The sequence below is a fragment of the Clostridium nigeriense genome, assembly GCF_050585265.1.
Lineage (GTDB): Bacteria > Bacillota > Clostridia > Clostridiales > Clostridiaceae > Clostridium > Clostridium nigeriense_B.
The window spans coordinates 32,218-58,465 of the sequence record NZ_JBNOOE010000008.1 but is presented as its reverse complement, the minus strand read 5'-3'; the positions used below and the strand labels follow the sequence as shown (position 1 = coordinate 58,465).

30 protein-coding genes and 1 pseudogene are annotated in these 26,248 nt (G+C 28.0%); 29 read left to right on the top strand and 2 right to left on the bottom strand.

Going from position 1 to position 26,248, the window contains the following annotated elements:
* Positions 1–89: 89 nt before the first annotated feature.
* The 28 genes and pseudogenes from ACQPVP_RS09135 (at position 90) to scpB (ending at position 23,647) form a co-directional block, all read left to right on the top strand.
* Positions 90–998, top strand: a complete 909-nt coding sequence (locus ACQPVP_RS09135; RefSeq protein WP_430849276.1) for a hypothetical protein — start codon at positions 90–92, stop codon at positions 996–998.
* A gap of 786 nt (positions 999–1,784) precedes the next feature.
* Positions 1,785–2,105, top strand: a complete 321-nt coding sequence (locus tag ACQPVP_RS09130; RefSeq protein WP_430849274.1) for a hypothetical protein — start codon at positions 1,785–1,787, stop codon at positions 2,103–2,105.
* Positions 2,106–2,178: 73 nt separating this feature from the next.
* Positions 2,179–2,559 carry a hypothetical protein gene (locus ACQPVP_RS09125; RefSeq protein WP_430849272.1) on the top strand — a complete coding sequence of 127 codons (381 nt, stop codon included), beginning with the start codon at positions 2,179–2,181 and terminating at the stop codon, positions 2,557–2,559.
* A 67-nt stretch (positions 2,560–2,626) separates the two neighbouring features.
* Positions 2,627–3,190: an NUMOD4 domain-containing protein gene (locus ACQPVP_RS09120; RefSeq protein WP_430849270.1), complete on the top strand. Its 564-nt coding sequence runs from the start codon at positions 2,627–2,629 to the stop codon at positions 3,188–3,190.
* Positions 3,191–3,444: 254 nt separating this feature from the next.
* Entirely contained in the window at positions 3,445–3,960 is a 516-nt protein-coding gene (locus ACQPVP_RS09115; protein WP_430849268.1) for an NUMOD4 domain-containing protein, read from the top strand.
* 23 nt (positions 3,961–3,983) lie between these two features.
* Positions 3,984–4,460, top strand: coding sequence for a phage terminase small subunit P27 family (locus ACQPVP_RS09110; protein WP_430849266.1), 477 nt, complete (start codon positions 3,984–3,986; stop codon positions 4,458–4,460).
* A gap of 9 nt (positions 4,461–4,469) precedes the next feature.
* The gene (locus ACQPVP_RS09105; protein ID WP_430849264.1) at positions 4,470–6,188 is read left to right on the top strand and encodes a terminase large subunit; all 1,719 of its coding nucleotides are present in this window, start codon (positions 4,470–4,472) and stop codon (positions 6,186–6,188) included.
* 30 nt (positions 6,189–6,218) lie between these two features.
* On the top strand, positions 6,219–7,493 hold the full coding sequence (locus tag ACQPVP_RS09100; protein WP_430849262.1) for a phage portal protein: 1,275 nt from the start codon (positions 6,219–6,221) through the stop codon (positions 7,491–7,493).
* Positions 7,477–8,166, top strand: a complete 690-nt coding sequence (locus ACQPVP_RS09095) for an HK97 family phage prohead protease (RefSeq protein ID WP_430849260.1) — start codon at positions 7,477–7,479, stop codon at positions 8,164–8,166. The genes ACQPVP_RS09100 and ACQPVP_RS09095 overlap by 17 nt, the downstream gene beginning before the upstream one ends.
* 76 nt (positions 8,167–8,242) lie before the next feature.
* On the top strand, positions 8,243–9,367 hold the full coding sequence (locus tag ACQPVP_RS09090) for a phage major capsid protein (protein ID WP_430849258.1): 1,125 nt from the start codon (positions 8,243–8,245) through the stop codon (positions 9,365–9,367).
* A 66-nt stretch (positions 9,368–9,433) separates the two neighbouring features.
* A complete protein-coding gene (locus ACQPVP_RS09085) occupies positions 9,434–9,568 on the top strand; it encodes a hypothetical protein (RefSeq protein ID WP_430849256.1) in 135 nt (44 codons plus the stop codon).
* Positions 9,569–9,577: 9 nt separating this feature from the next.
* On the top strand, positions 9,578–9,781 hold the full coding sequence (locus ACQPVP_RS09080) for a head-tail connector protein (protein ID WP_430849254.1): 204 nt from the start codon (positions 9,578–9,580) through the stop codon (positions 9,779–9,781).
* 12 nt (positions 9,782–9,793) lie between these two features.
* Entirely contained in the window at positions 9,794–10,126 is a 333-nt protein-coding gene (locus ACQPVP_RS09075; RefSeq protein ID WP_430849252.1) for a phage head closure protein, read from the top strand.
* On the top strand, positions 10,126–10,548 hold the full coding sequence (locus tag ACQPVP_RS09070) for a hypothetical protein (protein ID WP_430849250.1): 423 nt from the start codon (positions 10,126–10,128) through the stop codon (positions 10,546–10,548). Before ACQPVP_RS09075 ends, ACQPVP_RS09070 begins: the two co-directional genes overlap by 1 nt.
* Before the next feature lie 10 nt (positions 10,549–10,558).
* Entirely contained in the window at positions 10,559–10,885 is a 327-nt protein-coding gene (locus ACQPVP_RS09065; RefSeq protein ID WP_430849248.1) for a hypothetical protein, read from the top strand.
* A 16-nt stretch (positions 10,886–10,901) separates the two neighbouring features.
* The gene (locus ACQPVP_RS09060; RefSeq protein WP_430849246.1) at positions 10,902–11,507 is read left to right on the top strand and encodes a major tail protein; all 606 of its coding nucleotides are present in this window, start codon (positions 10,902–10,904) and stop codon (positions 11,505–11,507) included.
* 79 nt (positions 11,508–11,586) lie between these two features.
* Positions 11,587–11,922 (top strand): hypothetical protein, encoded by a 336-nt coding sequence (locus ACQPVP_RS09055; protein ID WP_430849244.1) that lies wholly within the window; start codon positions 11,587–11,589, stop codon positions 11,920–11,922.
* A 310-nt stretch (positions 11,923–12,232) separates the two neighbouring features.
* Positions 12,233–14,881: a hypothetical protein gene (locus ACQPVP_RS09050; RefSeq protein ID WP_430849242.1), complete on the top strand. Its 2,649-nt coding sequence runs from the start codon at positions 12,233–12,235 to the stop codon at positions 14,879–14,881.
* Positions 14,882–14,939: 58 nt separating this feature from the next.
* A complete protein-coding gene (locus ACQPVP_RS09045) occupies positions 14,940–15,524 on the top strand; it encodes a hypothetical protein (RefSeq protein ID WP_430849240.1) in 585 nt (194 codons plus the stop codon).
* Between the two features lie 147 nt (positions 15,525–15,671).
* Positions 15,672–15,785, top strand: a pseudogene (locus tag ACQPVP_RS09040) (sporulation initiation factor Spo0A C-terminal domain-containing protein); the annotation flags it as partial.
* A 303-nt stretch (positions 15,786–16,088) separates the two neighbouring features.
* Complete coding sequence (locus ACQPVP_RS09035) at positions 16,089–16,607, top strand: NUDIX domain-containing protein (protein WP_430849238.1); 519 nt, start codon at positions 16,089–16,091, stop codon at positions 16,605–16,607.
* 138 nt (positions 16,608–16,745) lie between these two features.
* Positions 16,746–17,381 (top strand): stage II sporulation protein M, encoded by a 636-nt coding sequence (gene spoIIM / locus ACQPVP_RS09030; protein ID WP_430849236.1) that lies wholly within the window; start codon positions 16,746–16,748, stop codon positions 17,379–17,381.
* Positions 17,382–17,450: 69 nt separating this feature from the next.
* Positions 17,451–18,329 (top strand): tyrosine-type recombinase/integrase, encoded by an 879-nt coding sequence (locus ACQPVP_RS09025; RefSeq protein ID WP_430849235.1) that lies wholly within the window; start codon positions 17,451–17,453, stop codon positions 18,327–18,329.
* 54 nt (positions 18,330–18,383) lie between these two features.
* Positions 18,384–19,556: a phosphopentomutase gene (locus ACQPVP_RS09020; RefSeq protein ID WP_430849233.1), complete on the top strand. Its 1,173-nt coding sequence runs from the start codon at positions 18,384–18,386 to the stop codon at positions 19,554–19,556.
* Positions 19,557–19,570: 14 nt separating this feature from the next.
* On the top strand, positions 19,571–20,875 hold the full coding sequence (locus tag ACQPVP_RS09015) for a pyrimidine-nucleoside phosphorylase (RefSeq protein WP_430849231.1): 1,305 nt from the start codon (positions 19,571–19,573) through the stop codon (positions 20,873–20,875).
* Between the two features lie 88 nt (positions 20,876–20,963).
* Positions 20,964–22,184, top strand: a complete 1,221-nt coding sequence (locus tag ACQPVP_RS09010; RefSeq protein ID WP_430849229.1) for a D-alanyl-D-alanine carboxypeptidase family protein — start codon at positions 20,964–20,966, stop codon at positions 22,182–22,184.
* 115 nt (positions 22,185–22,299) lie between these two features.
* The gene (locus ACQPVP_RS09005) at positions 22,300–23,046 is read left to right on the top strand and encodes a segregation/condensation protein A (protein ID WP_430849227.1); all 747 of its coding nucleotides are present in this window, start codon (positions 22,300–22,302) and stop codon (positions 23,044–23,046) included.
* Positions 23,039–23,647, top strand: a complete 609-nt coding sequence (gene scpB / locus ACQPVP_RS09000; protein WP_430849225.1) for an SMC-Scp complex subunit ScpB — start codon at positions 23,039–23,041, stop codon at positions 23,645–23,647. The genes ACQPVP_RS09005 and scpB overlap by 8 nt, the downstream gene beginning before the upstream one ends.
* A gap of 38 nt (positions 23,648–23,685) precedes the next feature.
* Here the strand turns inward: scpB and ytfJ are convergent, their stop codons facing one another.
* Together ytfJ and ACQPVP_RS08990 are read right to left on the bottom strand one after the other, a co-directional pair.
* A complete protein-coding gene (gene ytfJ, locus ACQPVP_RS08995) occupies positions 23,686–24,153 on the bottom strand; it encodes a GerW family sporulation protein (protein ID WP_430849223.1) in 468 nt (155 codons plus the stop codon).
* Positions 24,150–24,734, bottom strand: a complete 585-nt coding sequence (locus ACQPVP_RS08990; protein ID WP_430849471.1) for a DUF2953 domain-containing protein — start codon at positions 24,732–24,734, stop codon at positions 24,150–24,152. The genes ytfJ and ACQPVP_RS08990 overlap by 4 nt, the downstream gene beginning before the upstream one ends.
* A 120-nt stretch (positions 24,735–24,854) precedes the next feature.
* Here ACQPVP_RS08990 and ACQPVP_RS08985 point away from each other — a divergent pair, with 120 nt between their 5' ends.
* Complete coding sequence (locus ACQPVP_RS08985; protein WP_430849221.1) at positions 24,855–26,027, top strand: D-alanyl-D-alanine carboxypeptidase family protein; 1,173 nt, start codon at positions 24,855–24,857, stop codon at positions 26,025–26,027.
* The last annotated feature ends 221 nt before the right edge of the window (positions 26,028–26,248 follow it).

Genomic DNA, 26,248 nt, shown 5'->3' with positions numbered 1-26,248 from the left:
TTTATCCAACAAAAAATAGTGGAGGTGTGGATCAATAGCAGTTGAAAATAACTGCAATAATAAAATCATTATAAGGAGATGTAAATTTTATGTATGAAACAAAAGAAGAATTTATAAGTTCAGTAACTGGAGAATTATTAAATCTAAATACTATTAAAGAAGAGTTAAAAGCTGAAGTAATGAAAGAACTAGCTGAAAACTCAAAAAGGCAAATAGAAGGGTTCGAATTTAGAAAATCTAAAGAGGAATTTTCAGTATTTATAGGTGAAAATTTTGGTTCTTTTTTCTTTAATAAGTACAATAAAACATTAGATAAGTTTATAGTGGATGGGAATTATGAGAGTGCTATGGCATTTAGATTTTTATACCTATGTTCTTACATGGACTATTCCAATAAACTTAGATTTGGCTCTAAATTTAGAGATAAAGATAGAGGTTATATGGTTGAAAAAGACTTGCAAGAAGTTCTAGGATTATCAGAAAGAGAAACGAGAAACACAAAGAACTTTCTATTTAGCTTAGGAGTATTAAAAATAGATATAGAGGGAGTGTTATTTGTGGATAAGATGTATAGTAAAAAAGGACAAATTACAGAAAGTTTTAATAGAGAAAGTACAAGAGTTTTTAATTGTGCAATTAGAAAGTTATATGAAGAATCTAAAGCTATAGAACATAAAAAATTGGGTTTATTTATTAAGTTAATGCCTTATATAAACTTTAAATTTAATATACTTTGTTCCAATCCAAAAGAGGAAGTAGAAAAATTAATAAAGCCAATGGACATGAAAGAAATTTGTGAGATTGCTGGATATAACAAAACACAATCTTCAAGGCTGAAGAAAGATTTGTTTAATATCAAAGTTAATGGAAAATGTGTTATTGGATTGTTTGAAACTGGAGCTGGAACTTCAATAGTTATTAATCCTAGTATATTTTATGCTGGAAACAATCTTGAAGAATTACAATGGTTAAATTCAATATTTAGAATAGTAGAATAGTGTTAGTGAGGTAGTCAGAAGTGGCTACCTCATATTTTTTTTATTTTTTTATCTCGACATTTTGTGCCGAAAATCATAAAAAACCTCGACATTTTGTGCCGATAGTTTTGAGAGTATTACTGGAATTGACTTAATTTAATGTTATGAATATGTGTAATATAGTTTTATTAGTTATATTTTTTGAGTAGAATATTTAATTTAAAAGGATATATCCATTTTATTTATAATAGTATAAATATTTTAATTTGATCAAATAAAAAAACTTCGACAAATCATAAAATCAGAGCGTAGCGATAGATTTTTGATTTGAAATGGTGGGAGTGTTAACGACCACCATTATATAAGATTATATGTATAGCGTATTTTTCATTGATAATTTTATAAATAGAGACAAGATTAAAACTATAGTTATATTCGCAAAGCAAAGCTTTGCTACGTTTGTGAGAGTTCATGTATTTAGTAGATTTAATTACTAGATTTCCATCTTAATCTTTTAATGTTTTTAAATTTATAATTTCTAATAATAGAGAGAGGAATAATAAATATTCTATACTCTCTATTTTTTATTTGAATTAAGCTATATTTTAATTTCTTGACATTAATACCTCTGATTAAAGATTACATTTAATTTCTCCTTTGGGAATATAGCTTGATTGAGATAAAATCTCTAGTGAAGTTGCTAGAGTCAATTTTGAACGGATATACTTTTTTAGAAGAGCTTTTACACTAATATGTAGAAGTTCTTTTTATTTTATTATAAATAAAAGAAGAAAGGATATTTTAAGGATGAAAACAACAATTACAGAAGAACAAGTTAAGGCAATTTTAAAAAACAATATTATTAATGATACAACTTACATTTACGAATTAGGGTTAAATGTACTTAGAAGTTTTAAAGGAGAGTTCTTTGCTAGATCAGGAGATAAAGTTATTGATTTATACGAAATTAGCGAGGAACTTATTTATCAACTTATAGAAGAGTTTGAAGAGTGTGCAAAGAATAGCATTGATTCAGATGAATATGATGAAGCAATAATAAGTATAGAAGTAATTAATAATTTAAATCAATTACTAGCAGGTGAAATTGATAAGGTAAAACTATGGTAAAGGGTGGTATTTAGTTTAACCACTCTTTTTATATTACTTCTAGTTAAAAAATAATTAAAGGAAGTGGATATTTTTGTTAAGAGTATGTAGTAAATGCAATCTTATTCATGACCATAGATTTAAATGTAATAGTAAGGTGGCAACTAGAAACACTACTCGTGAGCAGGATAAACTCAATAAATTTTATAGAAGCTATCAATGGAGAAAATTAAAAGAATTAAAAAGAAAAGACATACTTTATCAGTGTGAAATATGTAACTTTTTAGGCAAAATAGGATTTTGTGATGAAGTACACCATATAAAAAAGATAGTTACTGATGAAGGTTGGGAAGCTAGATTAGATTATGATTGGTTATTAGGTGTATGTGTAATGCATCATAAACAAATTGATAGTTCAGAATTAAAATCAAAAGAAGAAATATTCAAGTATTATTTAAGATTAAAACAAGAGTAGATTTGTTGAATTAAAGTCAACATCTACTCTTTTATTATATTTAAAAATAGTAAGGGAGTAGATTGGATTGAAAGAAGAATGGAGAGATATAAAAGGATATGAAGGTCTTTATAGGATAAGTAATATAGGAAACGTTTTTAGTATAAAAAGAAATAAGATACTAAAACCTAGAGAAAATAAGGGGTATTTAAATATTATTCTTAGCAAAGAGGGAAAGCGAAAAAGCTTTAGAATCCATAGATTGGTGGCTATTCATTTTATACCTAATCCTAAAGAATATGAGTGCATAAACCATATAGATGAGGATAGAAAAAACAATAGTATATTGAACTTAGAATGGTGCACGATTGCAGAAAATAATATTTATGGAACTAGATTAACTAGAGTTAAAGAATCACTTCATAGAAGAAAAAATCAATGTATAGGAATGTATGATGTAAATGGAAATTTAATAAAAGTCTTTAAAACTAAAGCATCAGCAAGTAAAGAGGTTAATGTTAATTTGAAGACTATGTATGAACATTTAGAAGGATATTACAAAACTTGTAGAGGATATGTATTTAAGTGGATAGATATAAGCGTAGATAATAAGTTGTTTATGTATTCATCAACTTTAACTCATTGTATTTAGTAAGAAAAATTTCTTATATAAAGAAATTATAGATTGAAAGTAAGTAATAGAATTGAAAGTATGTGATGAAAAAGACCGCCCCTACCTTTTAAATTTTATGAAAAATAGTGACTATCTAAAGGTAGTGCTCCCAATCATAAACATTGATTCAATTTATGAGATTTTTTAGGACGTGCGATTATCAGGACAAGTTACTAATAATCGGTCAACGTTCTTTTTTATTGCTTAAAAATAAGAAAGGATGTTGATAACAAATGATAAATGAGATTTGGAAAGATATTAAAGGTTACGAAGGATTATATCAGGTTAGTAATTTAGGAAGAGTTAAGAGCTTAAAATGCAACAGAGAGAAAATTTTAAAACCATTTAGATATGGGGAATATATTGCAGTTGAACTTTTAAAAGAAAAAGGTAAAAAGGGTAAAAATAAAACTATTCATAGATTAGTAGCAGAAGCCTTTATAGATAATCCTGAAAACAAAAGAGAAGTAGATCATCTTAACACTATAAAAAGTGACAACAGAGTTGAGAATCTTAGATGGGTTACACCAAAAGAAAATATGAACAATCCATTAACTAGAAAAAAATTAAGTGCTGGAATAGGTAAAAAAGTTATTTGTTTAAATACTAATAAGATTTTTAAATCTATGACAGAAGCTAGTAAATGTTACAACACTTCTATCGCAAGTATTTCTCAATGTTGTAACAATAAAGCAAACTATGCTGGAGAATTAAATGGGGAAAGACTAAGATGGAGTTTTGCAAGTTAAAAACTAAAGATTGGAGGTAAAGTATGGCTAAAAAATCAAAACCAGTATCAGTTGCAACTCTTGGATTATCCAATGAAAAAATTGAAGCTAGACAAGAAGCTGAGGATAAGTTAAAAGGTTCTGATAACTTAGTATATCAAGCTCCAAGTGATTTGGTTCAAGCTGAGAAGGAAGTTTATTTATTTTTAGTAAATGAACTTAGAGGTACTGGAATATTAAACAATCTCGATATTGAAATGTTGAAGATGGCTTCTAATGCAGTAGTAAACATTAGAGAAGCAAGAAAAAATATAAGAAAATATGGACAACTTATAACTAGAGCAAATGGTGATTTAGTTAAGAATCCTGCAATTACAATTTTGAAAGACTTCGAAGCAATATTGGCTAGATGTACTAGAGAATTAGCACTTAGCCCAAGTTCAAGAGCTTCACTAGCAAGATTAACTGCAGAAACACAATCTAATCAAGAAGATGAGTTATTAAAGATATTGAGTGAGTAGGTGATATTAATGACTTTAGAAGAATTTAAATTATTACCAGCTTATCAATATGCCTTATGGGTTTGTGAAGCTGAAAACAGATGTGTTAATAAGTACATTAGGACTTTGTGTGCTAACTTTATCTATGAGATAGATAATCAAGATAAGATTGAATATATCTTCGATTTGAAAATGGCTACGAAAATAATGAAGCTTATGAAGTTGATTAAATTTGCTACTGGAGCAGTTGCCGGAAAGACTTTATATGAAAGTTGTGTTGGGTATCAATATTTTCTAGTTCTAAATATATTCTGTTGGAAAGAGAAAGCTAATTTCAATAAGAGAAGATATGAAGTTTGCTTATTATGGATAGCTAGAAAGAATAGTAAGTCAGTAAACTCAGGTTTGTTTATGATATTGCTGATGTTATTAGAGCCACAATATTCAGAGTTTTATCTATGTGCTAATACTAGAGAACAAGCAAAGATTGTATTCAATGAAACATCTAAGCTTATTAATAGTTCACCAGCTATAAAGAAGCATTTTAATATTAAAAGAGATTTAATTGAATGTAAGCTTAATCAAAATACACTTAAAGCTTTATCTAGTGATTATAATACTACAGATGGTTTAAGAGTTTCAGGAGCTTGTATTGATGAATGTGGAGCTTCAAAGGATGGTATGCTAATAGAATCTATGGCTTCAGGAATGTTAAGTGTAGAAAATAGATTATTAATCTTAATTTCAACTTCTTATCCTAATACTACAAATCCATTTCTAGAGTGGACAGAGTATAGTAAAAGGGTATTGGATGGAGTTACAGAAGATAAGAAGCTATTTGCTATGCTTTACTCAGTAGATGAAGAAGATTTTAAATCTGCAGAAGAAAATTGTTTAACAGTTGAACAAATGATGAAAGCTAATCCATTACAAGCAACACTTGCTTCAGGTAGAGAGTATCTTGAATCAGAGTACAAGAAAGCTCTTGAAATGGGTGGAGCTAAACTTACTTCATTTAAAACTAAGCATCTTAATCTATGGTTATCAGGAGTAGTTGGAGAAGAATATATAAACCTTCAAGATTTACAAAAGTGTAAGATAGCTAAAGATAGTTTTAGTTTCTATGGAAAGAAAGTGTTTTGTGGATTTGATATGGCTAGAACTGGAGATAATACAAGCTTTAGTATCATCTGCTATGAAGATGGAGAAGTATATTCAAAGAATTTTGCTTTTTATCCAGCAGACAAAACAGAAAGTAAAACTAGAGAAGAAAAAGTAAATTACTATGAAATGGATGCTAAAGGTTATAGTATACCAGTAGGAGATATATTTGTTGATATTAAAGAGATATTTGAATTTATCTTAAAGATAAAAGAAGAGTATCAATTAGAAATGGAATTATTTGGTTACGACCAGCGAGATATGACAGGTCTAGCTCAAATGTTAGACAATGCTGGAATACCTACAATAGCTATACCACAACATAGTAAATACTTAGGTCAACCAATAAAATTATTAGAACAATATATTCTACAAGGAAGATTCTTCTATGAAGAGAATGACCTTTTAGAAATAAACTTTAGTAATTGTAAATGTACTTATGATACTAATAATGTTAAGTATATCAATAAAAAGAAATCAAAATCTACAAAGATAGATATGGTATTTTCTTTACTAAATGCAATGTACTTATTAAATGTTAAGTTGATAAATGATATTGCAGAAGATGACTTTGTAGTACAAATGTAGACTTGAAGAAAGGAGGAAGTATTTTTTATTATGGGAATTTTTAGTTTTACTAAAAGAGAAGCTTCAAATTCTAATGGATTAAGAATTGACAACTCAGAAAAAGAGTTAAGGGATGTATTACTTCAAGATTCAGATGAAGAATTAAATACTGAATTGATAGTAACAAGAAATAATGTAATGGAGATACCGTCAGTAGCTTCGGGGATTAATATTATTAGTTCTTTAGTTGCATCATTACCTATAAAAATGTATGAACTTAAAGATGGTAACGTAGTTGAAATAACAGAAGATAATAGATTGAATTTACTTAATTTAAGTTCTGAAAAAACAATGTCAGCTTATCAAATGAAAAAAGAGTTTATAAAAGACTATCTTTTACATGGTAATGGATATATATATGTAAACAAACCTGATGAATACGATAATCGTATAGAATCTTTGCACTATGTAAAAGAATCCAACATATCATTCTTAAGTAATTTTGACCCCATCTTTAAAGATATGAAAGTAATGGTTAATGGACAAAGTTATGAAAGTTATGATTTTATTATTCTTACTCAAAATAGTTCAGATGGTGTAAGTGGTAAAGGATTAATTCAGAATAACCAAGAGCTTTTATCTACAATGTTAACAAGTTTACAGAGAGAGAAGAATCTAGCTAAAACTGGTGGAGTTAACAGAGGGATTCTTAAGAGTGCAAAAAAATTAAGTAAAGAAGCTATGGATGCCTTAAAGATGGCTTGGAAGAAACTTTATAGTGGTAATAATAATGCTATGGTTCTAAATGATGGCGTGGATTTTGTAACAGTTTCACAAACTTCTAAAGATATGGAGCTTTACAATAACAAAACTGCTAACAATAAATTAGTTAATCAGATACTTAATATACCAATAAGTATTATAGAGGGTACTGCATCTGATGCAGAATTTAACAATTGGATAAAAGTGTCGATAAATCCTATTTTAACCCAACTAGAAACAGCACTTAATATTTCTTTATTATTCGCTGGTGAAGTTGGTAACAAATTTTTCTCCATTGATACTGATGAAATATTAAAATCAGACATAGAAAAAAGATATAAATCTTATGAAATCGGATTAAAGAATGGATTCTTAAAGATAGATGAAGTTAGAAGATTCGAGAACATGGAAGCAATACCTAATATAGGTGGCTTAGTAAGAATGACACAAGGTGAAGTTCTTTACAATCCTGAAACTGATGAAGTATTTAATACTAATAGTTCAACTAAAACTCAGTTGGATGTAAAGGAAGGAGGAGAAGTTCTTAATGAAGTTACAACTTAGAAATGGTGGACTTGAGTTAGAAGGATATATCAATGTAACTAATAGACCAAGTGAAGTTTTAAGTGATAAAGATGGTAAATTTATTGAAGTAGTTAGAAGTGGAGTTTGGGGCAGAGCTATCAAGCAAAGAAAGATTAATTTACTTTACAATCATAGAGCTGATAGAAAGTTAGGAGATACAAACACTAACTTAGAACTAGTAGAAGATTCTATTGGATGCAAGTTTAGAGCGTTTGTTACTGATGTTGATATTATCAAAAGAGCTAGAAAAGGCTTATTAAAGTCTTGTAGTTTTGGTTTTCTTCCAGTAAGACAAACTAAGAAGTTTATTGATGGTATGGAACACAGATACCTAGAAGAAATTGAGCTTTTTGAAGTAAGTTTACTAGATATTGCTCCAGCGTATAGTGGGTGTTCTATCAATATTAGAAGTGAAGAGCAAGAATCAGAATACTCAGTAAGAGCTATTGATATTGAAGAGATTACTAAAGAAGAAATAGCTGAAGAAGTTATAGAAAATGAAGCAGAGCTTATACAAGCTAAAGAAACTTTAGAAAATTCTGATTCTACTGAAACTGAGAATGTTGAAGCTCAAGATGAAATATCAGAGCAACAATATGACAAATTAGATAATTTAAAAATGTGGCTATGGCTACAAAATAATAAGAAATAGAAAGCACTTAGTTGAGAAGAACTAAGTGCTTTTTTGATGCAAAAAATTAAAAAAACATAGGAGGAAGCTTGTTTTTATGAAGCACTTAATTGAGAAAAGGAATGATTCTTTAGCAAGAATCGAGGAAATTTTGGCTTTAGTTGAAGCAGAACAAAGACCAATGACAGAAGAAGAAATGGCAGAAATAGAAGCTTTAAAAACTGAAGTCGAAGAAATCAACAAACAAAAAGAGGTTGTTGAATCAACTAGAAATTTAAAACCAGTAAAAGAAGAAAATAAGAAAGACGAGGTAAAAGAAATTATGGAAAGAAATTTAGAAGTTAGAGCACAAGAAGAAAGAGCATTTATAGAGGCATTACAAGAAGGAAACACAAGAAGCTTAGGTTCTGCTAATAAGGCAATCATACCAAATACAATTGCAGATAGAATTATAGAAAAGGTTGTAGAGCTATCAGATGTAATTTCTCATGCTGAAGTTGTTAGATATACTGGAGATTATACAATAGTTTGTGAATCAGAAGGTACTCAAGGTGCAGATTATTTTAACGGAAATTTTGCTGAGTTAGTTTCTGAAGTAACAACAGAAGTTTTAGGTGGACATACTATAGGTGGAGTTGAAAAAATTTCTAATGATACAATAAACTCTACAACTATAGATGTAGTTGAATATGTAGTAAATAAGATTGCTAGAAAAATTGCTGAAAAAGTTGAAAAAGAAATCTTAGATGGAACTGAAGGCAAGATTAAAGGTTTATCTAAGGTAACAAATAAGATAGAAGTTACTGGAGAAGTTACTCCTGAAACTTTAATAGATATGCAAAACCAAATGAGAGGTGCTAAACCTTCTGAGTGTATGTTTGTTGTTAATAGAGCTACTTTTGGTGCATTAAGAAAAGCAAAAGATGCTACTGGAAGATTCTATATGGAAAATTCTATGGGGATTGATGGAGAGTTAGTATCTTCAATGTTTGGTTCAAGAGTAGTTGTATCTGATGTTACTACTAGACCAGTAGCTTATATAGCAAAGGGAGCAGTAACAGTTAAGTTTGCTCAAGAGTTAAATATTCAAATTTTAAAAGAATTATATGCCACTCAAAATTGCATTGGTGTATTAGGTTCAATTTCAGTAGATGCTTGTGCAAATAGCAATGATAAAGTAGTTATAGCTACTACTGCACCTTTAATGAGAGCTAGAAAATAGTATTGAAATATTAGAAGGGAGCTTAAGAGCTTCCTTCTTTACTTATCAAGGAGGTAGATTTGGATTATGAACAAAAGTCTAGTTGAACTATTTAAAGGATATGATTTCAAAACTACTATAGAAAAAGAAGAGTTTGAGATTGACTTAAACGAAATTAAAGAATTTTTAAATATCTATGATGATGAAGATGATACTTTATGAAACTCATTAATGTTTGCTGGAAAACAGTATATAAAAGATTATACTGGATTAACTGAAGAAGAATTAGTTGCAAAGAAAGATAGCTTAAAGATTGCTTTACTCCTAATAGTAAGCGATTTGTACGATAATAGAGGGCAACAATCACTACAAAACAAAAGAAATACCATGCTTACAAGCATATTAGATATGTACTGTAAGAACTATCTTCACTAGGAGGTTTTAGATATGTTTTCAATGGATGCTGGAGAGTTCAGGCATAAGATAACAATATTAAGACCTACTATTAGCAAAGACGAAGATAATATACCAGTAGAGAATATGGAAGAGTTATTTACAACTAAGGCTAAGATCACAAATGTGAGAGGTAATGAGCTTAGGGTAGGTGAAGGAACTGCTTATAAGCAAGAGAAGAGAGTTCATTTTAGAGTAGTAAGAAATAGACCTATAAAGCAAAATGATGTTGTATTATTCAATGGTCAAAAGTTTAATATCACTTATGTAAACAATATTGAAGAAATGAATAGATATTATGAAATCAAAATGGAGCTTGTTGAATAATGAGTTTAGAGTTTGATGGATGGGAAGATATTCAAAAGACAATAGATTCATTAGGTGATGTAGGAAAGAAAATTAATACTACTGCATTTAAGAACTCACTTAAAGAAGGTTTGAAAATAGTACAAGATAAAGCACCTAAAGCAAAAGATGGTTCTACCAATGGGGCTGAAAAACTTAGAGTTAGTAAAATTAAGAGATATAAATCAGGTTCTATATGGGGTGGAGTTGGTATTGATAAGACCAATTGGGAAGCCACAAAACACTTATATTTTCATCACTATGGTTATGAACATTATAAAAGTGGGAAAAGAGTTACACCTCATACTGGTTGGATGGATGAAGCAACTAAAGTTTCAGAAGCAGTTGTATTAGATAGTTTAGAAAAGAATATCCTAGCAGAATTAGATAAGATATTGAAATAAGGTGATACTTATGGAAGAAAAACTAATAAGAGCTTTAGAATCTACTGGATTACCAGTGTATGCACTAGAGCGACCTGAAACAATAAAGAATTGTATAGTTTATAAGTATTCAGAAACACCTAAGTCATACTCAGATGATGAAGTAGATATAGAAAGTTATAAAATCTATGTCAATTTATATTGTGAATCAGGATTAAGTAAAAATAAAAATTTAATAAAAAAATCAATGAAAAGTGAAGGTTTTGGATTAGAGTATATAGCTCCAGCTTATAAAAGCAAAGAGTTAGCTACTATCCAACAAGCCTTCACTTTTTATTATGTAGAAAAAAATATATAAAGTGAGGTAAAAATTTATGGCTAATAGAGTTGTTGGTTTAAAAAACATTCATATTGCTAAGTTAAAAGCAAATGGAGAATACGAAGCACCAATAAAGTTAGTTGGAGCAAAATCAGTAAAAACTACTAATGAAAATAATGAAATAGCTTTCTACAGTGATGATGTTATGGATTACTATGGAAATGCTTTAAGTGCAATGTCAATCGAAGTGGAAATGGCATATTTAACACCTGAAATTGAATCACTATTAACTGGAAAAGAGATTACTTCAAATGGAGCAATGGTTACTGGAGCTTCAGATGCACAAGCTACAGTTGCTTTCATGTATGAAATGAGTACATTAGATAAACCAGTAAGAAGATGCTTATATGAAGTTATCTTAACAAAATCTGAATCAGAAGCAACTACTAAAACAGATTCAGTTGAAGAGAAAACTATTAAGCTAACTGGTAAAGCTAAACCAAGAAGCATAGATGGAAAGTTCGATATAGTAATGGATGCTAATCATATTCCTGATGGAACAGATGAACAATTTAATCAAGCATTTGATAAATTCTTTACTGGTGTACTATTACCTAATGGAACTTTTTCACCAGCACCAATGGTATTAAAAAATAAGTAAATCTTAAAAAGAGCTACTCTTATAGGGTAGTTCTTCATTTTTTTAATTTGAATAATTAGATAAAGGAGATATGAGAAGTATGTCAAGTTTTAACTTAAATAAAGTAGTTTTAGAATTAGAAATAGGTGAAGAAAATTATATAGCAACAGTGGATGTAAAAACAGTTGCACACTATAAGAAAGAGAGTAAATCTTCATTCTTACAAGATATTCAAAAAGTAGGAGAAATGGATGAAGAAGTTATTATAAAGCTATTAGGTTCTATTGTTAGAAAGTCAGAAAAGAGTACTCCAGTAGGAGTTAAATTCTTTGAACAATACAATCCATTAGCAGTAGTTGAACAGTTTACTCCAGTTTTAGTTGAAGTCTTAGGTTTAAATATGCCTGAAGCTACTAATGAAGCTGAAAAAAAGTAGATAGTTCTAACCAAGAAGATATTGATTTAGATTATTTATATTACATTGCTACAACTATGCTAGGGTGGACAGAAGAACAATTTTTTAGTTCCACTATAAAGCATATTATGAAGCAGATTAATATTCATATGAAAATTAATAATCCTGATGCTAGAGATAAAGTTGAAAATAAAGAAACAAATAGTAAGAGTAAGGTTGAAAATAGCCAAGTCTTTACTGTTTTAGATTAAGTATAGAGAAAGGGAAAAAGGTTTCTTGATTGAAGCTTTTTTCCCTTATTTTTTTATTTTAAGAAAGGAGATATAAAATTATGGCTAGTCGTGAACTTCAAGTTAGAATAGGTGTAAATGTAGGTTCTGCAGAAAGTCAATTAAAAGCTTTGAATGTTAATATCAAAAATACTAAGAGTGAGTTTGATAAAGCTGGTGCTGGAATAAAAGACTTTGAGAAAACTACTGAAGGAGCTAAGGCTAAAATAGCTTCATTAGGAGAACAACTAAAGACCTATTCTCAAATAACACAAGTAATAAAGAAGCAGATAAAAGAAGCAGAAGAAACACTAAAGAAAAGTAATGAAGCCTATGAAAATCAAAAGCAAAAAGTAGCTGAGTTAAAATCTGAGCTGGAAAAAGCTAAAGATACTTATGGAGAAAATTCTAAAGAAGTAAAAGCTTTATCAAAGGAATTGAAGGAAGCAGAGAAGAGTCTACAAGCCAAAGAAAAAGCAGTAATTTCAGCAGATAATAAGTTAGTGAATTTAGGTACTCAACTTAATAAAACTGAAGCTGAGATTAAGTCTATGGAATCAGAAATCAAAAGATTAAACAATGCACTAGATAAGATAGATAGTAATAATGTAGATGAACTAGGTGATAGTTTTAGAGAAGCTAGTGAAGATTCTACTGCTTTTGGTGCTCACATGAGTGAGATAGGGCAAGGAGTAAGAGATGTAGGAGAGTCTATTAAAGAAACTGGTAAAGAAGTATTAAATACAATAGGAGAACTAGTTAAAAGTGGTTCTGAGTATTCTGCTGAAGTAGCTGGTACAGATTTCTTATTGAAGAACTTAGATTCAACTACTCAGGAGTTGATAAATAGTAGTAGTGAATTAGCTTCTAGTATAGGTTTAACTAATAAACAATATAAAGATAGTGCTACTACTATAGCTACATATTATAAAAATATGGATATGACCACAGAACAAACTAATGATTTAACAAGTGAAACAATGTCATTGGTTGCTGATTTGGCTGCGATTACAGATATGCCATTTGATGATGCAATGGACAGATTTAAAAGTGGACTTATGGGAAACTATGAAGCATTAGATGCTTTTGGAATTAACATATCAGCTAACTTATTATCAAATAGTGAATTTGTTAAGAGTTTAGGGAAAAGTTGGAATAGCTTAGATGATAACACTAAAATGTTAGCAGTATACAATGAGATAGTTAGACAATCATCAAGTGCAACTGGATTAGCATCTCAAGAAGCTCAAGAGTTTGGTATGCAAAGTAAGCTATTATCACAAAGAGTTGAAGAGTTAAAGGGAAAAATAGGAGGAAAACTATTACCAGTTCTTCAGCCATTCTTACAGAAAATAAATGAGGTTGTTCAAGTTGTTTCAAAGTGGGTTGAAGATAATCCTGAACTTACTAAAACAATACTAACAATAGCAACTGCAATAGGTTCAGTTTTAGCAGTTGTTGGAACTCTAACAGTAGGATTAGGCTCTATGATTATTATGTGGGGAGCAATATCTACTGCATTAGCTACTGTTAGTATTCCATTCTTGACAATAGCTGGTGTAATTGCTGGAGTGATTGCAGTAATAACTTTATTAGCTGGTGGTATAGCAAGTAACTTTGAAGGAATTAAAAGTTCAATAGAGAAATTAAAAATTAAGTTTAATGAAAACTTTGGAACTATTCAAGAAACTTTTAATAATACTTGGACAATGTTACAAGATGTTTACAATACAGTAGTTCAACCTTTATTTGATGCAATAGGAATATTAATAGAAGGTGTAGTAAACTGCATTGCAGATTGGGCGCCTGGGATTTCAACTGCCTTTAGTCTTGTATTTGATATTATAACTACAGTTTGGGAAAGTGTAGGAAAGCCTATAGCTGAGTTTATGATGGAGATTTTCGGAAAGGTGGTAGATTGGTTTGTGGCTAATTTACCATTTTTAAGTCAAGTGTTTAATCAGGTATGGAATACACTATCAACCATATGGAATGGTATAGGAAAGCCTTTGTTTGACTTTATTAAAAGTCATATCAATTACGTTATAACATTCTTAAGACCAGTAATAAATTTATTAGGTACTGCCTTTCAAATAGCATTCAATAACATAAAAATAGCATGGAATGTTTTATATCCAGTTTTTGATATTTTGATAAGTATAATATCAAAAATTGCTAGTGTAGTTATAAGTGCTATGAGTAAATTCCAAAATTCTATTACTAATGCTATGAGTGCAGTGTTGACACCTATTAATTGGGTGATAGATAAAATTAGTGAGTTATCTAATTGGTTAGGAAATGCAAGTAGTAAAGTTAGTGGTTTTATATCAAAGTTTAATATTTTTAAAAGTAGAGGATTTGATATTGGTATAAATCTAGATACTTCAGGAGTTCAAGAATTTAATAATATGGCTTTAAGTGGTCAATATTATAATGCAAGAACTCCAAGAGCAGAGATGGTAAATAATTTTATTAGTGGAAAGAGCAATAAAGTAGAAGATACTTCAACAAGTGAATTATTTAATTCTATGAATACTCAAAATAGTATATTAACTAAGATGTTAGAAGCATTGTTATCAGAAAGAACTACAATTGTTGATAATACTATTAACTTAGATGGTAGAGCTATTGCTAAAGGAACTGCAAGATTTATGGATATAGAACTAGGGAGAATAGGCAAGAGAAGAAATAGACTATGTGGAGCATTTTAGATTTAAAGGATATATGACTTAGGTTGTATATCCTTATTTTTTATTTAGGAGGTAATTTATGAAGGGAAATAAATATGTAATAAGTGATAAATATGCAGAAATGATAATAGAAAGTAAAATTCATGGGGTAATAAAAGTTAAAATAGACCAAGAAGATTTAGAAAAGTGTAGCAAGTTAACATGGCATTATGCTAAAAATAAGGATAGCAAATACATACAAACAAGAATAAAAGGAAAGATGGTAAAGTTACATAGATTTATTATGAATATATATGATAGAAATATGTTAGTAGATCATATAAATAGAAATACATTAGATAATAGAAAATTAAATCTTAGAATAGCAAATTATCAAGAAAATAGTTTTAATAGAAGTTTAAGGAGTGATAATTCTACTGGAGTAGCAGGAATAAATTATCATAAAACAAATAATAAATGGAGAGCAAAAATTAGGTATAATGGAATTGATATTCATTTAGGATATTTTAGTGATATTAATGAAGCTATAATTAATAGACAATTAGCCGAAGAAATATTATTTGGAGAATATAGTCCCAATAGTAAATTAGATAATATAAATGGTGAGTTATTATTTAAGGCTAAAGAAAATGTTATGAGAAGAATTGAAAATAAAGTTGCTTAATTAAATTAATTTATATTGATAGAAAATGGAATTTATTATATAATAATAGCAACAAATAAAAATAAGCTTATATCAATGAACTATTATGATATATAATGTTATTTAAATGATATATAAATATTCAAAATTGGCTATTTTACTAGGTTTGCAATAAATAGATTATTTGGATATACCATTCATAATGAAAAAGGAAAGCCCACAAATAGTGAATTTATAGCCATTATAGCTGACAAATTAAGACTTAAGAATAAAGTTTCTTAAGGCTATTAATGGCAATATTTTTAAATTTAAATATGATAATTATAAAATTGCTATAAATTCTTGAAAATAGTGTCTATAAATAATCAAATATTATGATAAAAAGAACTATTTAAGTAAAAAAATGTATTTATCATAAAATTAATATTGAAATAATTTCAAAATTATAGTAATATTTAAGTAGTTAATCTACTAAAGAAATAATCTATAAATAACTCATATAACAAAATAATTCCTAAAAAACACTTTTAATTAGAGATGACTTCTTTAGTTAAAAGTGTTTTTTGTAAATATGAAGGAGAAAAAATGAATTTGGATGAAAAAATATTAAAAGAAAAGTTAATTTATAAAGGAAGTTTTTTGAATATCATGAATGTTGATATAGAACTTCCAAATGGAAAAAATTATTCTAGGGACATAGTTAAACATCCAGGAGCTGCAGCTATTATTGCTTTCTTAGACTCTGAAAATATTATTTTAATAGAACAGTTTAGATTAGCTTTAAATAAGAAAATATTAGAAATACCTGCAGGAAAGATTAATAAAAATGAAGATATAAAAGAGTGTGCAAAAAGAGAACTTCAAGAAGAAACAGGATATATAGCTAGAAATTTAGAATATTTAGGATCTATTGCAACAGCACCAGGATTTTGTGATGAAATAATATATTTATATAAAGCAACTGACTTAACTTTAGGGAATAAGCATGAAGATGAAGATGAGTTCACAAATGTTAAAATCATGAATATTAATAATGTTAAAGAAATGATAAAAAAAGGTGAAATTATTGATGGAAAGACAATAAGCATTTTTTCTTATTTATAAAAATTATTTAAAAACTATGGAAAAGTTAATTATTAAATTAACTTTTCCATAGTTTTTTCATTTACATATATTCAATTATGAATAATACAAAGGTTAGTATCATATTATGTTTTATAGCAACTTTCTAGGGGGAATATTATGAATTTAATGGAAAAGATGAATGCTAATTTTAAAGAAAATAAAATGTTCTATTTATTGGTACTAACATTCTTTTTTGTTGGTATATTACTGGGTGCATATACCATAAAATATATGGATGGAATAGATGCCAAAGATTTATCAGACTATTTTACAGCATTTATAAAAAGTATTAATAATCAAGAAATAAAAACAAATGAATTGCTCTTTAGCATAATTAAAAATAATTTTTTAACTATTTTACTTATAATAGCACTAGGATTTACTGTTTTTGGAGCACCGTTAATTTTAATTATTGATTTAATAAAAGGTTTTACTTTAGGATATACCTTTAGTTTTTTATTAACTACTTTTGAAGGAAAAGGAATTTGGATTGCTCTAACTTCTACAGTACCACAAAATTTACTTTATGTACCTTTTTTCGTTGGAATTAGTATAATTTCATTAGAATCATCATCTATGAAAATAAAAGAAAAGTTTTTTGGTGGAACTAGATTTAATAAAATAATGTCTAATGGATTGATTATAAAGTTATCTTTCTTCTTTATTCTATTTATAATAGGAGTTTTTATAGAGTGCTATTTAAGTCCAGGATTAATAAGGTTAGTGTTAACTAAAGTTTATAAAATAACCTAATCCAATGAAAACAAAGAAGGAATTATAAATTTTTTGTCGAATATTAATAAAATAGGATAGGGGAGTATTATGAAAGAAATTGTTAATAATTATAAGGAGGCTTTATTGAAAAGCCATAAAAGTGAAAATACTGTTTATGCATATGTAACTGATGTAAACTTATATGTTAAGTATTTAAAAAGTAAGGATATAAGTATTGATAAAACAGATAATGTGTCAGTTTTAGGTTATATACAACACTTATTAAGTCAAGGTAAATCTGAAAGATCAATAAATAGGATAGTAATAAGCTTAAGAAGTTTTTATAATTACTTAAAAGATCAAGAAGTAGTTAGAGAAGTTCCTAAGATTTATTATAAGAATACTACCACTACAAGAAAACTGCCTGAAATATTAACTATTGACGAAGTAGACAGAATAATTAAAATTGTAGATAAAGATTCTAATAAGGGAATTAGAGATAATGCTTTATTGGAGCTTATGTATGCAACAGGTATGAAAGTTTCAGAAATAATTAACTTAAAAGTTTATGATGTTAATTTGGAGTTGAGTTTTGTAAAATGTTTAGATAATAAAAATTTTGAAAGACTAATACCAATAGGAAGAAGTGCAGTTGAAGCATTAAAAGAATACTTTAAGATTAGAGATAGGGTTGCATCCGCTGGAGTAGATAATTTATTTGTTAATTTAAACGGAAATCAGTTAACAAGACAAGGTGTATGGAGAATAGTAAAAGAGTATTCTCATAGGGCAGGAATAAAGAAAGAAGTTAATTTAAATACCTTTAGACATTCCTTTGCAGTACACTTATTACAAAATGGAGCTAATGTAAGAGCGGTACAAAAACTTTTAGGAAATCAAGTGCTGACTTATATGGACACATATTATGAGATAATAAATAATGATAAAATAAATATAGTATATAAAAATTCCCATCCTAGAGCATAATAAAACTACAGAATAGATAATTCTAGGCTTTATAGTTTGAAAGGAGAAGATAAAATGAAAAGAGTAATTTTAATAGTTATGGACAGCTTAGGAGTAGGTGAACTACCAGATGCAAACCTTTATGGAGATGTTGGTAGTCATACCTTAGACAATACTTATAAAGCCTGTGGGGGATTAAAAATTGATAATCTTGAAAATTTAGGATTTGGTAATATAGAAGGGGTTAAATATTTAAATAAAGTTAGTGATAGTATTGGCGCTTATGGAAAGCTTGCAGAAAGATCAAAGGGAAAGGATACAGTAACAGGGCACTGGGAAATTGGAGGAGTTATACTTAATACTCCTTTAAATACTTATCCTAATGGTTTTTCTAAAGAAATAATTGAAGAATTTATAAAAAGAGTAAATAAAAAAGGCGTTTTAGGTAATTGTGTTGCATCTGGGACTGAAATAATAGAAAGACTTGGTGATGAACACGTAAAAACAGGTTATCCAATAATATATACTTCAGCAGATAGTGTTTTTCAAATAGCTGCACATGAAGATGTAATCCCTTTAGAAGAACTATATGAAATGTGTAGAATAGCAAGAGAGATGCTTGTTGGAGAAAACGTAGTTGGAAGAGTAATTGCTAGACCATTTATAGGTGAAAATGGCAACTATAAAAGAACATCTAATAGAAGAGACTATGCTTTAGATCCATTTTCAAAAACAATGCTTGAGTATTTAAAGGAAAATGGAAAAGAAGTAGCAGCAGTAGGTAAGATAGAAGATATATATAATAAAAAAGGTGTTACAAGAGCAGTTCATACTAAAGATAATATGGATGGTGTAGACGCTACTTTAAATTATATGGATGAGGTAAAAGAAGGTCTTATATTTACTAATTTAGTAGATTTTGATATGTTATACGGACACAGAAATGACCCTAAAGGATATGGTAAAGCAATTGAAGATCTAGATAATAGATTAAAAGAAATATATGATAAGATGACAGAAGATGATATATTAATACTTACTGCAGATCACGGTTGTGATCCAACTACAGAAAGTACTGATCATTCAAGAGAATATATACCTCTATTAGTATATGGAAATAAAATTAATCCTGTTAATATAGGAACAAGAGAAAGCTTTACTGATATAAGCAAGACTATTTTAGATTATTTTAACATTGATAATAGTATTGATGGAAAAAGCTTTTTAAGCAATATACTTAACAAATAGGAGGTCATTTTCTAATGAGAATATATGACATAATAGTGAAAAAAAGAAAAGGTCTAGAATTATCTAAAGAAGAAATTGATTTTTTTGTGCAAGGTTTTACAAGGGGAGAGATACCAGATTATCAGGTATCAGCCTTGCTTATGGCTATATTTTTTAATAAAATGAATAAAAGAGAAACAGCAGATTTAACTATGTCTATGGTAAACTCAGGTGATGTTATAGATTTATCATCAATAAAGGGTGTAAAAGTTGATAAACACTCTACTGGTGGAGTTGGTGACAAAACAAGTATTTGTTTAACTCCTTTAGTTGCTTCATTAGGAGTTCCTGTATCAAAGATGTCAGGAAGAGGGCTAGGGCATACAGGAGGAACAATTGACAAATTAGAATCTTTTAAAGGATTTTCAGTAGAACTTACTGAAGATAAGTTTATAAATAATTCTAATACTATTGGAATAGCAATTACAGGGCAAACAGGAAATATTGCACCTGCAGATAAAAAATTATATGCTTTAAGGGATGTTACTGCTACAGTAGACAATATGTCTTTAATTGCATCAAGTATTATGAGTAAAAAAATTGCTTCCGGTGCTGATGCTATAGTGTTAGACGTAAAAGTTGGAGATGGAGCATTTATGAAAACTCCTGAAGATGCAAAAGCTTTAGCTAGAGAAATGGTTGATATAGGAACATCAGTTGGAAGAAAAACTATTGGTGTAATTTCGGATATGGATCAACCTTTAGGTTATGCAATCGGAAATGCATTAGAGGTTAAAGAAGCAATAGAACTTTTAAAAGGAAATGGACCAGAAGACTTATTGGAATTAACATTAACATTAGGAAGTTATATGCTTATTTGTAGTAATAAAGTAAAAACTTTTGAAGAAGGAAAAACTTTAATGTTGGAAAATATTAGAAATGGTAAAGGGATTGAAAAACTTAAAGAATTTGTTAAGGCACAAGGTGGAGATGAATCACTTGTTGATAATACTGATAATCTTCCTAAAGCAAAATATATAGAAGAAGTTAGAGCTACTAAGAGTGGTGTGGTTACTAAAATTAATGCAGAAGCCTTTGGACTTATAGCTATGGAGCTAGGAGCTGGAAGGGAAACAAAAGAAAGTGATATAGATTTAGCTGTAGGAATAGTATTAAATAAGAAAAGAGAAGATAAAGTAAATGAGGGGGATATACTAGCCTATATCCATAGTAATGATAAAAGCAATATAGAAAAAGCAAAAAATAGTATTATTGATAATATAATAATATCAAAAGAGTTAAATGAAAAGCTTCCATTAATATATGATGTAGTTCAATAAATATAGAAAATATGATAAGAAGAAATTATTTCTTTTTATCATATTTTTATTTTTATTGGTAATAATAAGCTTGAAAGGAGGAGACATAATGAATAAAAAAATAATTAATAAAGTTATAGCACTTACTTTAAGCTTATTATTTCTAAACATTATACCAGTAAAAGCTGATGTTGAGACATATAATGAGGAAGTTGAAACATACGAAGAATGGAACATACAGACATTTAATGAGGAGGGAATTGATGTAGAGGCAAGATCTGCATTATTAATTGAGCCAACTTCAGGAAAAATTCTGTTTGAAAAAAACGCAGATGAAAAATTTGCTCCTGCATCAGTTACTAAAATTATGACTATGCTACTTACAATGGAAGCTGTAGATAGTGGTAAGATATCATTAAATGACAAAGTAACATGTAGTGAAAATGCAAAAAAAATGGGTGGAAGCACTATGCTTCTAGATACAGGAGAAGTTAGAACTGTTGAAGAATTATTAAAAGGAGTTGCAATTGCATCAGGAAATGATGCGGCAGTTGCATTAGCTGAATACTTAGGAGGAACAGAAGAGGCTTTTGTAGAAATGATGAATAAAAGAGCTCAAGAACTAGGCATGGCTAATACAACATTTAAAAATTGTAATGGACTACCAAAAGAAGGACACTTATCTACAGCGAGAGATATTTCAATTATGTCACTTGAATTATTAAAACATCCAACTATATTAAAGTATACAGGGACTTATATGGAAACTATATCTGAAGGAAGGTTATCACCTATTGAATTAGTAAATCATAATAAACTTGTTAGATTTTTTGAAGGTTGTGATGGATTAAAAACTGGGTATACAGAAGAAGCAAAATATTGTATTTCAGCTACTGCAACAAGAAATGGAGTTAGAATGCTTTCAGTAATTATGGGTGCTCCTACATATAAAATTAGAAATAGAGATGCTGGAATGTTAATGAATTTTGGTTTCTCAAAATATGAAGGTAAAAAGATATTAGTTAAAGATGAAGATGTAGAAAGTATTTATTTAAGTAAAAATACTGATAAGTTCTTTATAGCAAAGGCTAAAGATGATTTAATAGCAATTATTCCAAAGGGAGATAATAGAGAACTTGAAAAGAAGATAGTAATTGAGGAACTTAAAAAGGAATATAAGGTAGGGGATATAGTAGGTAAATGTGAAGTCTATATTGGAGAAGATAAAATAGGAGAAGTAGAATTATATTCAGATAGAGATTTAAAACTAGGTGGAATATTTGAAAACTTTAAGTTTAATATGAAAAATATGTTTAGAAAAGGTGTTTAAGAAAAGGGATTCTATGTAATCCCTTTTTCTTATGTGAAAAAAGGTTGTCCTTTACAATCAAAATTGATATTATTATATTCTAAGGAAAATGTATAATTAAAGGCGGATGATATATATGGAAATGCCAAAAGTTAAAGTAGCAAATTTTGAAGGACCATTTGACCTATTGTTACACTTAATTAAGAAAAATGAAATGGATATATATAATGTTGAAATATATAAAATTACTAATCAATATTTAAAATATTTAGATGATATGAAAATTATGGATTTAGAAATTACTTCTGAGTTCATTGTAGTTGCAGCTACGTTAATTGAAATAAAATCTAAAAAACTTTTACCAGTAGTGAAAAATGAAGAGGAAAATGAAGAAGATATTGAGAAAAATCTAATGGAAAAGCTTATAGAATATAAAAAAATAAAAGGTGCGGCTTTATTTTTGAAAGATAAATATGTTAATTCAGGAGATATTTATATTAAAAAACCTGAAATTATTGAAGAAATCAATGTTGAGAAAAAAGAAGAAGATATTTTCAAAAATTTAACACTATTAGATTTGTATAATATATACAATAATTTGATTGATAATTATATTAATAAGCAAAATAAAGAAAATGTAATCCAAAGAAAAATATTTGTAGATAAATATAAAGTTGAAGATAAAATGAATGATTTACTATTATATATTGATGATAAAAAAATAATTAGATTTAAAGATATAATAATAGAAAGTGAATGTAAATTAGAGGCTATAGTTTCATTTTTAGCATTATTAGAGCTTATTAAGCTTAGAATCATTAAGGTTTACCAAGATGATAACTTTAATGATATTCTACTGGAAAGGAGAAATAATAATGAGTAAGTTAGAAGTAACACAATATGAATTTGAACAAATATCAACAAAACCTAAAATAAAATCTGCTATAGAATCATTACTATTTGTGAGTGGAGACCCATTAACGATAAAGGATATAAGCAATGCCTTAGAAATTTCAACTAAGATAATAAAAGGTATAGTAGACGAAATGTTAAAAGAATATGATGAAGAAAAAAGGGGAATAAAGTTAATATCTATTAATGGTGAGTTTCAATTGGTAACTAAAGCAGAAAATAGTAATTATATTCAAAAATTATTAAAGAAAAATAAAAGACAATCTTTATCTCAAGCTTCATTAGAAAGTCTAGCTATTATAGCATATAAACAGCCTATAACAAGAGTGGATATAGATGAAATAAGAGGAGTAAAATCAGAAAGTGCAATGCAAAGGTTGCTAGAAAAAGATTTAATAAAAGAAGTTGGCAGGCTAGAGGTGCCAGGTAGACCGATTTTATATGGAACTACCGAGGAGTTTTTAAGACAATTTGGATTAAGAGAATTAAATGAATTACCATCTTTAGATCTTTATAAAGATGAAGAGGAAGAATTAATAGAAAATATGAGTAAAATTATAAAGGAAATATAAGATATATTTTAGAATATCTAAAATATATCTTATATAAATTAATATAAATTATTTGAAGAAGAGTCAGCGTTGTCGAAGTTATCAGAAGTTGATTCTTCTTTAAATTTACTTTTTTCATCCTTTTCTTCCTTAAAGAAGCCCTTAATAATATCTATAATTTGGGGAACGGAATCTACTATTCTATCATAAGTATTATTTTGCTCAACGGGTAAAAGTCTTACTATATCTTTTCGTAATACTAAAAAAGCTACTGGTTTGACAGTTATTCCTGCACCAGAGCCACCGCCAAAAGGATGATTAGCTACTATTTCATTAGGAGCAGTATATGAATTTCCAAATTCACTTCCACCAGATACAAATCCAAAGGTTACTTTAGAAATTGGAATAATATAGCTACCGTCTTTAGTTTCTAATGCATCACCTATTACAGTATTAACATCAATCATGTCTTTTAGGTTTTCCATAGTACTTTTCATTAAATTTTCTACAGGATGTTGATTCGTCATATATTTCTCCCTTTATGGGGAGTCACCTCCTTGATTTCCATAGATTTAAATATTAAATAGAATATATATATAATATTGGCAATATTAAAATAAAATATACTAGTTATTCCAAATGATAAAGTTACAGTATTAAATTTTGGAGTAATATCAAACATTAATCCCTTAACTTTAAAAATTTTATCTAATGAAAAGTAAACTATATTTGGTAAATTGCTTAATAATCCATATAATAATGCACAATAAGCGGCATCATCAAGTCCATAAGTTAAAAAGCCTTTTACTTTAATTAAGGGTTTAAATTTATTAGAATTTATATTGTGATATAATTTTTTAAAAGAAATTCTTTTTTTGTTTTTATTATTTTTATGGCTTTTACTTTCTTTATTTTTTTTTATTTTAGGTGGAATCTTATTTAAAAATCTTTTTAAATATTTATTTTTTATTCCATTTTTTGAAGAAAAGATTACAAATCTAAATATTTTGATAGTAAAATCATAATTAGAATATTCTATTTTAATTTTAAGAGGAATAGGGAAAATTATAATTAATAAAAATATTAATAATATAAGAAGTAATACCATTTTCAAAATCCTTTCTTCTAATAAAAACTAGTAGATAATTAAAAATTATGTAGAAATAATGTTTAAAATTTATCTTTTAGAACAAACTACATTTAGATGGTTAGTATAGAGGGTGATAATATGAATATTATAAAAAAAGTTATAGCAACTAGTTTATTAACATTATTGACATTTACATGGAATATTTATTCAGTTAAGGCATATACAGATGAAAATATTGATAACGATTATGAATCTATGGAAATTATTGAAGAAAATTCTATAGATATATCATCTGAGGAAGTCAATATTGATGTATATTTAAAGGTAGATGCTAAAAATGCTATTGCAATAGATGCAGAAAGTAGGCAGGTGTTATGGAGTCAAAATGGATATGAAATAGTACCTATGGCTAGTACTACAAAAATTTTAACATCTCTAATAGCAATAAATTATGGAAATTTAGAAAGAAAAGTAACCATCAGTAAAAATGCTTCATCTATTAGGGGTTCAACAGTAGGGTATGCTGCAGGTGAAGAAATATCTATGAGGGAATTATTATTTGGACTTATGTTTAGGTCTGGTAATGATGCTGCAATAGCTATTGCAGAGGATATAGGTGGATCCATAGAAGGATTTGCAAATATAATGAATGATTACGCTAAGAGTCTTGGAATAATAAATTCGCATTTTGAATCTCCACATGGATTGGATAGCCCAAAGCATTATTCTTCTGCCTATGATTTAGCTATATTAACTTCTAAAGGAATGGAATATGAAGAATTTAGAGAATTTGTTGGTGAAAAAGTTATTTATAAAGATAAGTACAATTTTACAAGAGATTATCAAAATATTAATAAAATATTATATAAGATTCCTGGAGCAAATGGAGTTAAAACAGGATATACTGGTAGGGCAGGTAAATGTTTAGTTTCTTCTATAAATCATAATGGTAGAAATATAATAATAGTTGTTTTAAATTGTGTTGATAGGTGGAATGTAACAGAAAAAATATATAATTATATAATTAAATCTAATGATTTTATTAATAAAAGTAATAAGGATATATTAAAGGAAGAAAAGGTAGCTGGATTAGGTGATATAATAGATGAAGAAGATATCACATATGGTTATAAAGAAAGTGATGTAGTAGAAGTGGAGGTATTTAATCCAAGTCTAGATATAGAAGAGGGAGATATACTTGGAAAAATATCAATTAATAATAAGATTTATGAAAAATGTAAATTTCCATTAATAAGTAATATAAGTTTAAGTAAAGAAGAATTAGAAAAAATAATATTAGGGGAAAAGTAGAGGTATTACTAATCTGAACCCAAAAAGAGAAATATTTTGGGTTCAGATTAAATCCTCTACTTTTTACTTTTTAGGAAATTATAAAAATGTTATCCTTTAAATAACATTTTATAATTTCCTTCATTTAGCTTTAAAGTGCTTATATTAATTTTGTGATGACTTGGATCGAATGCGACGGAATAAGAAAAATTATTTAGAAGTATTTTTTATTTTGGAAATAT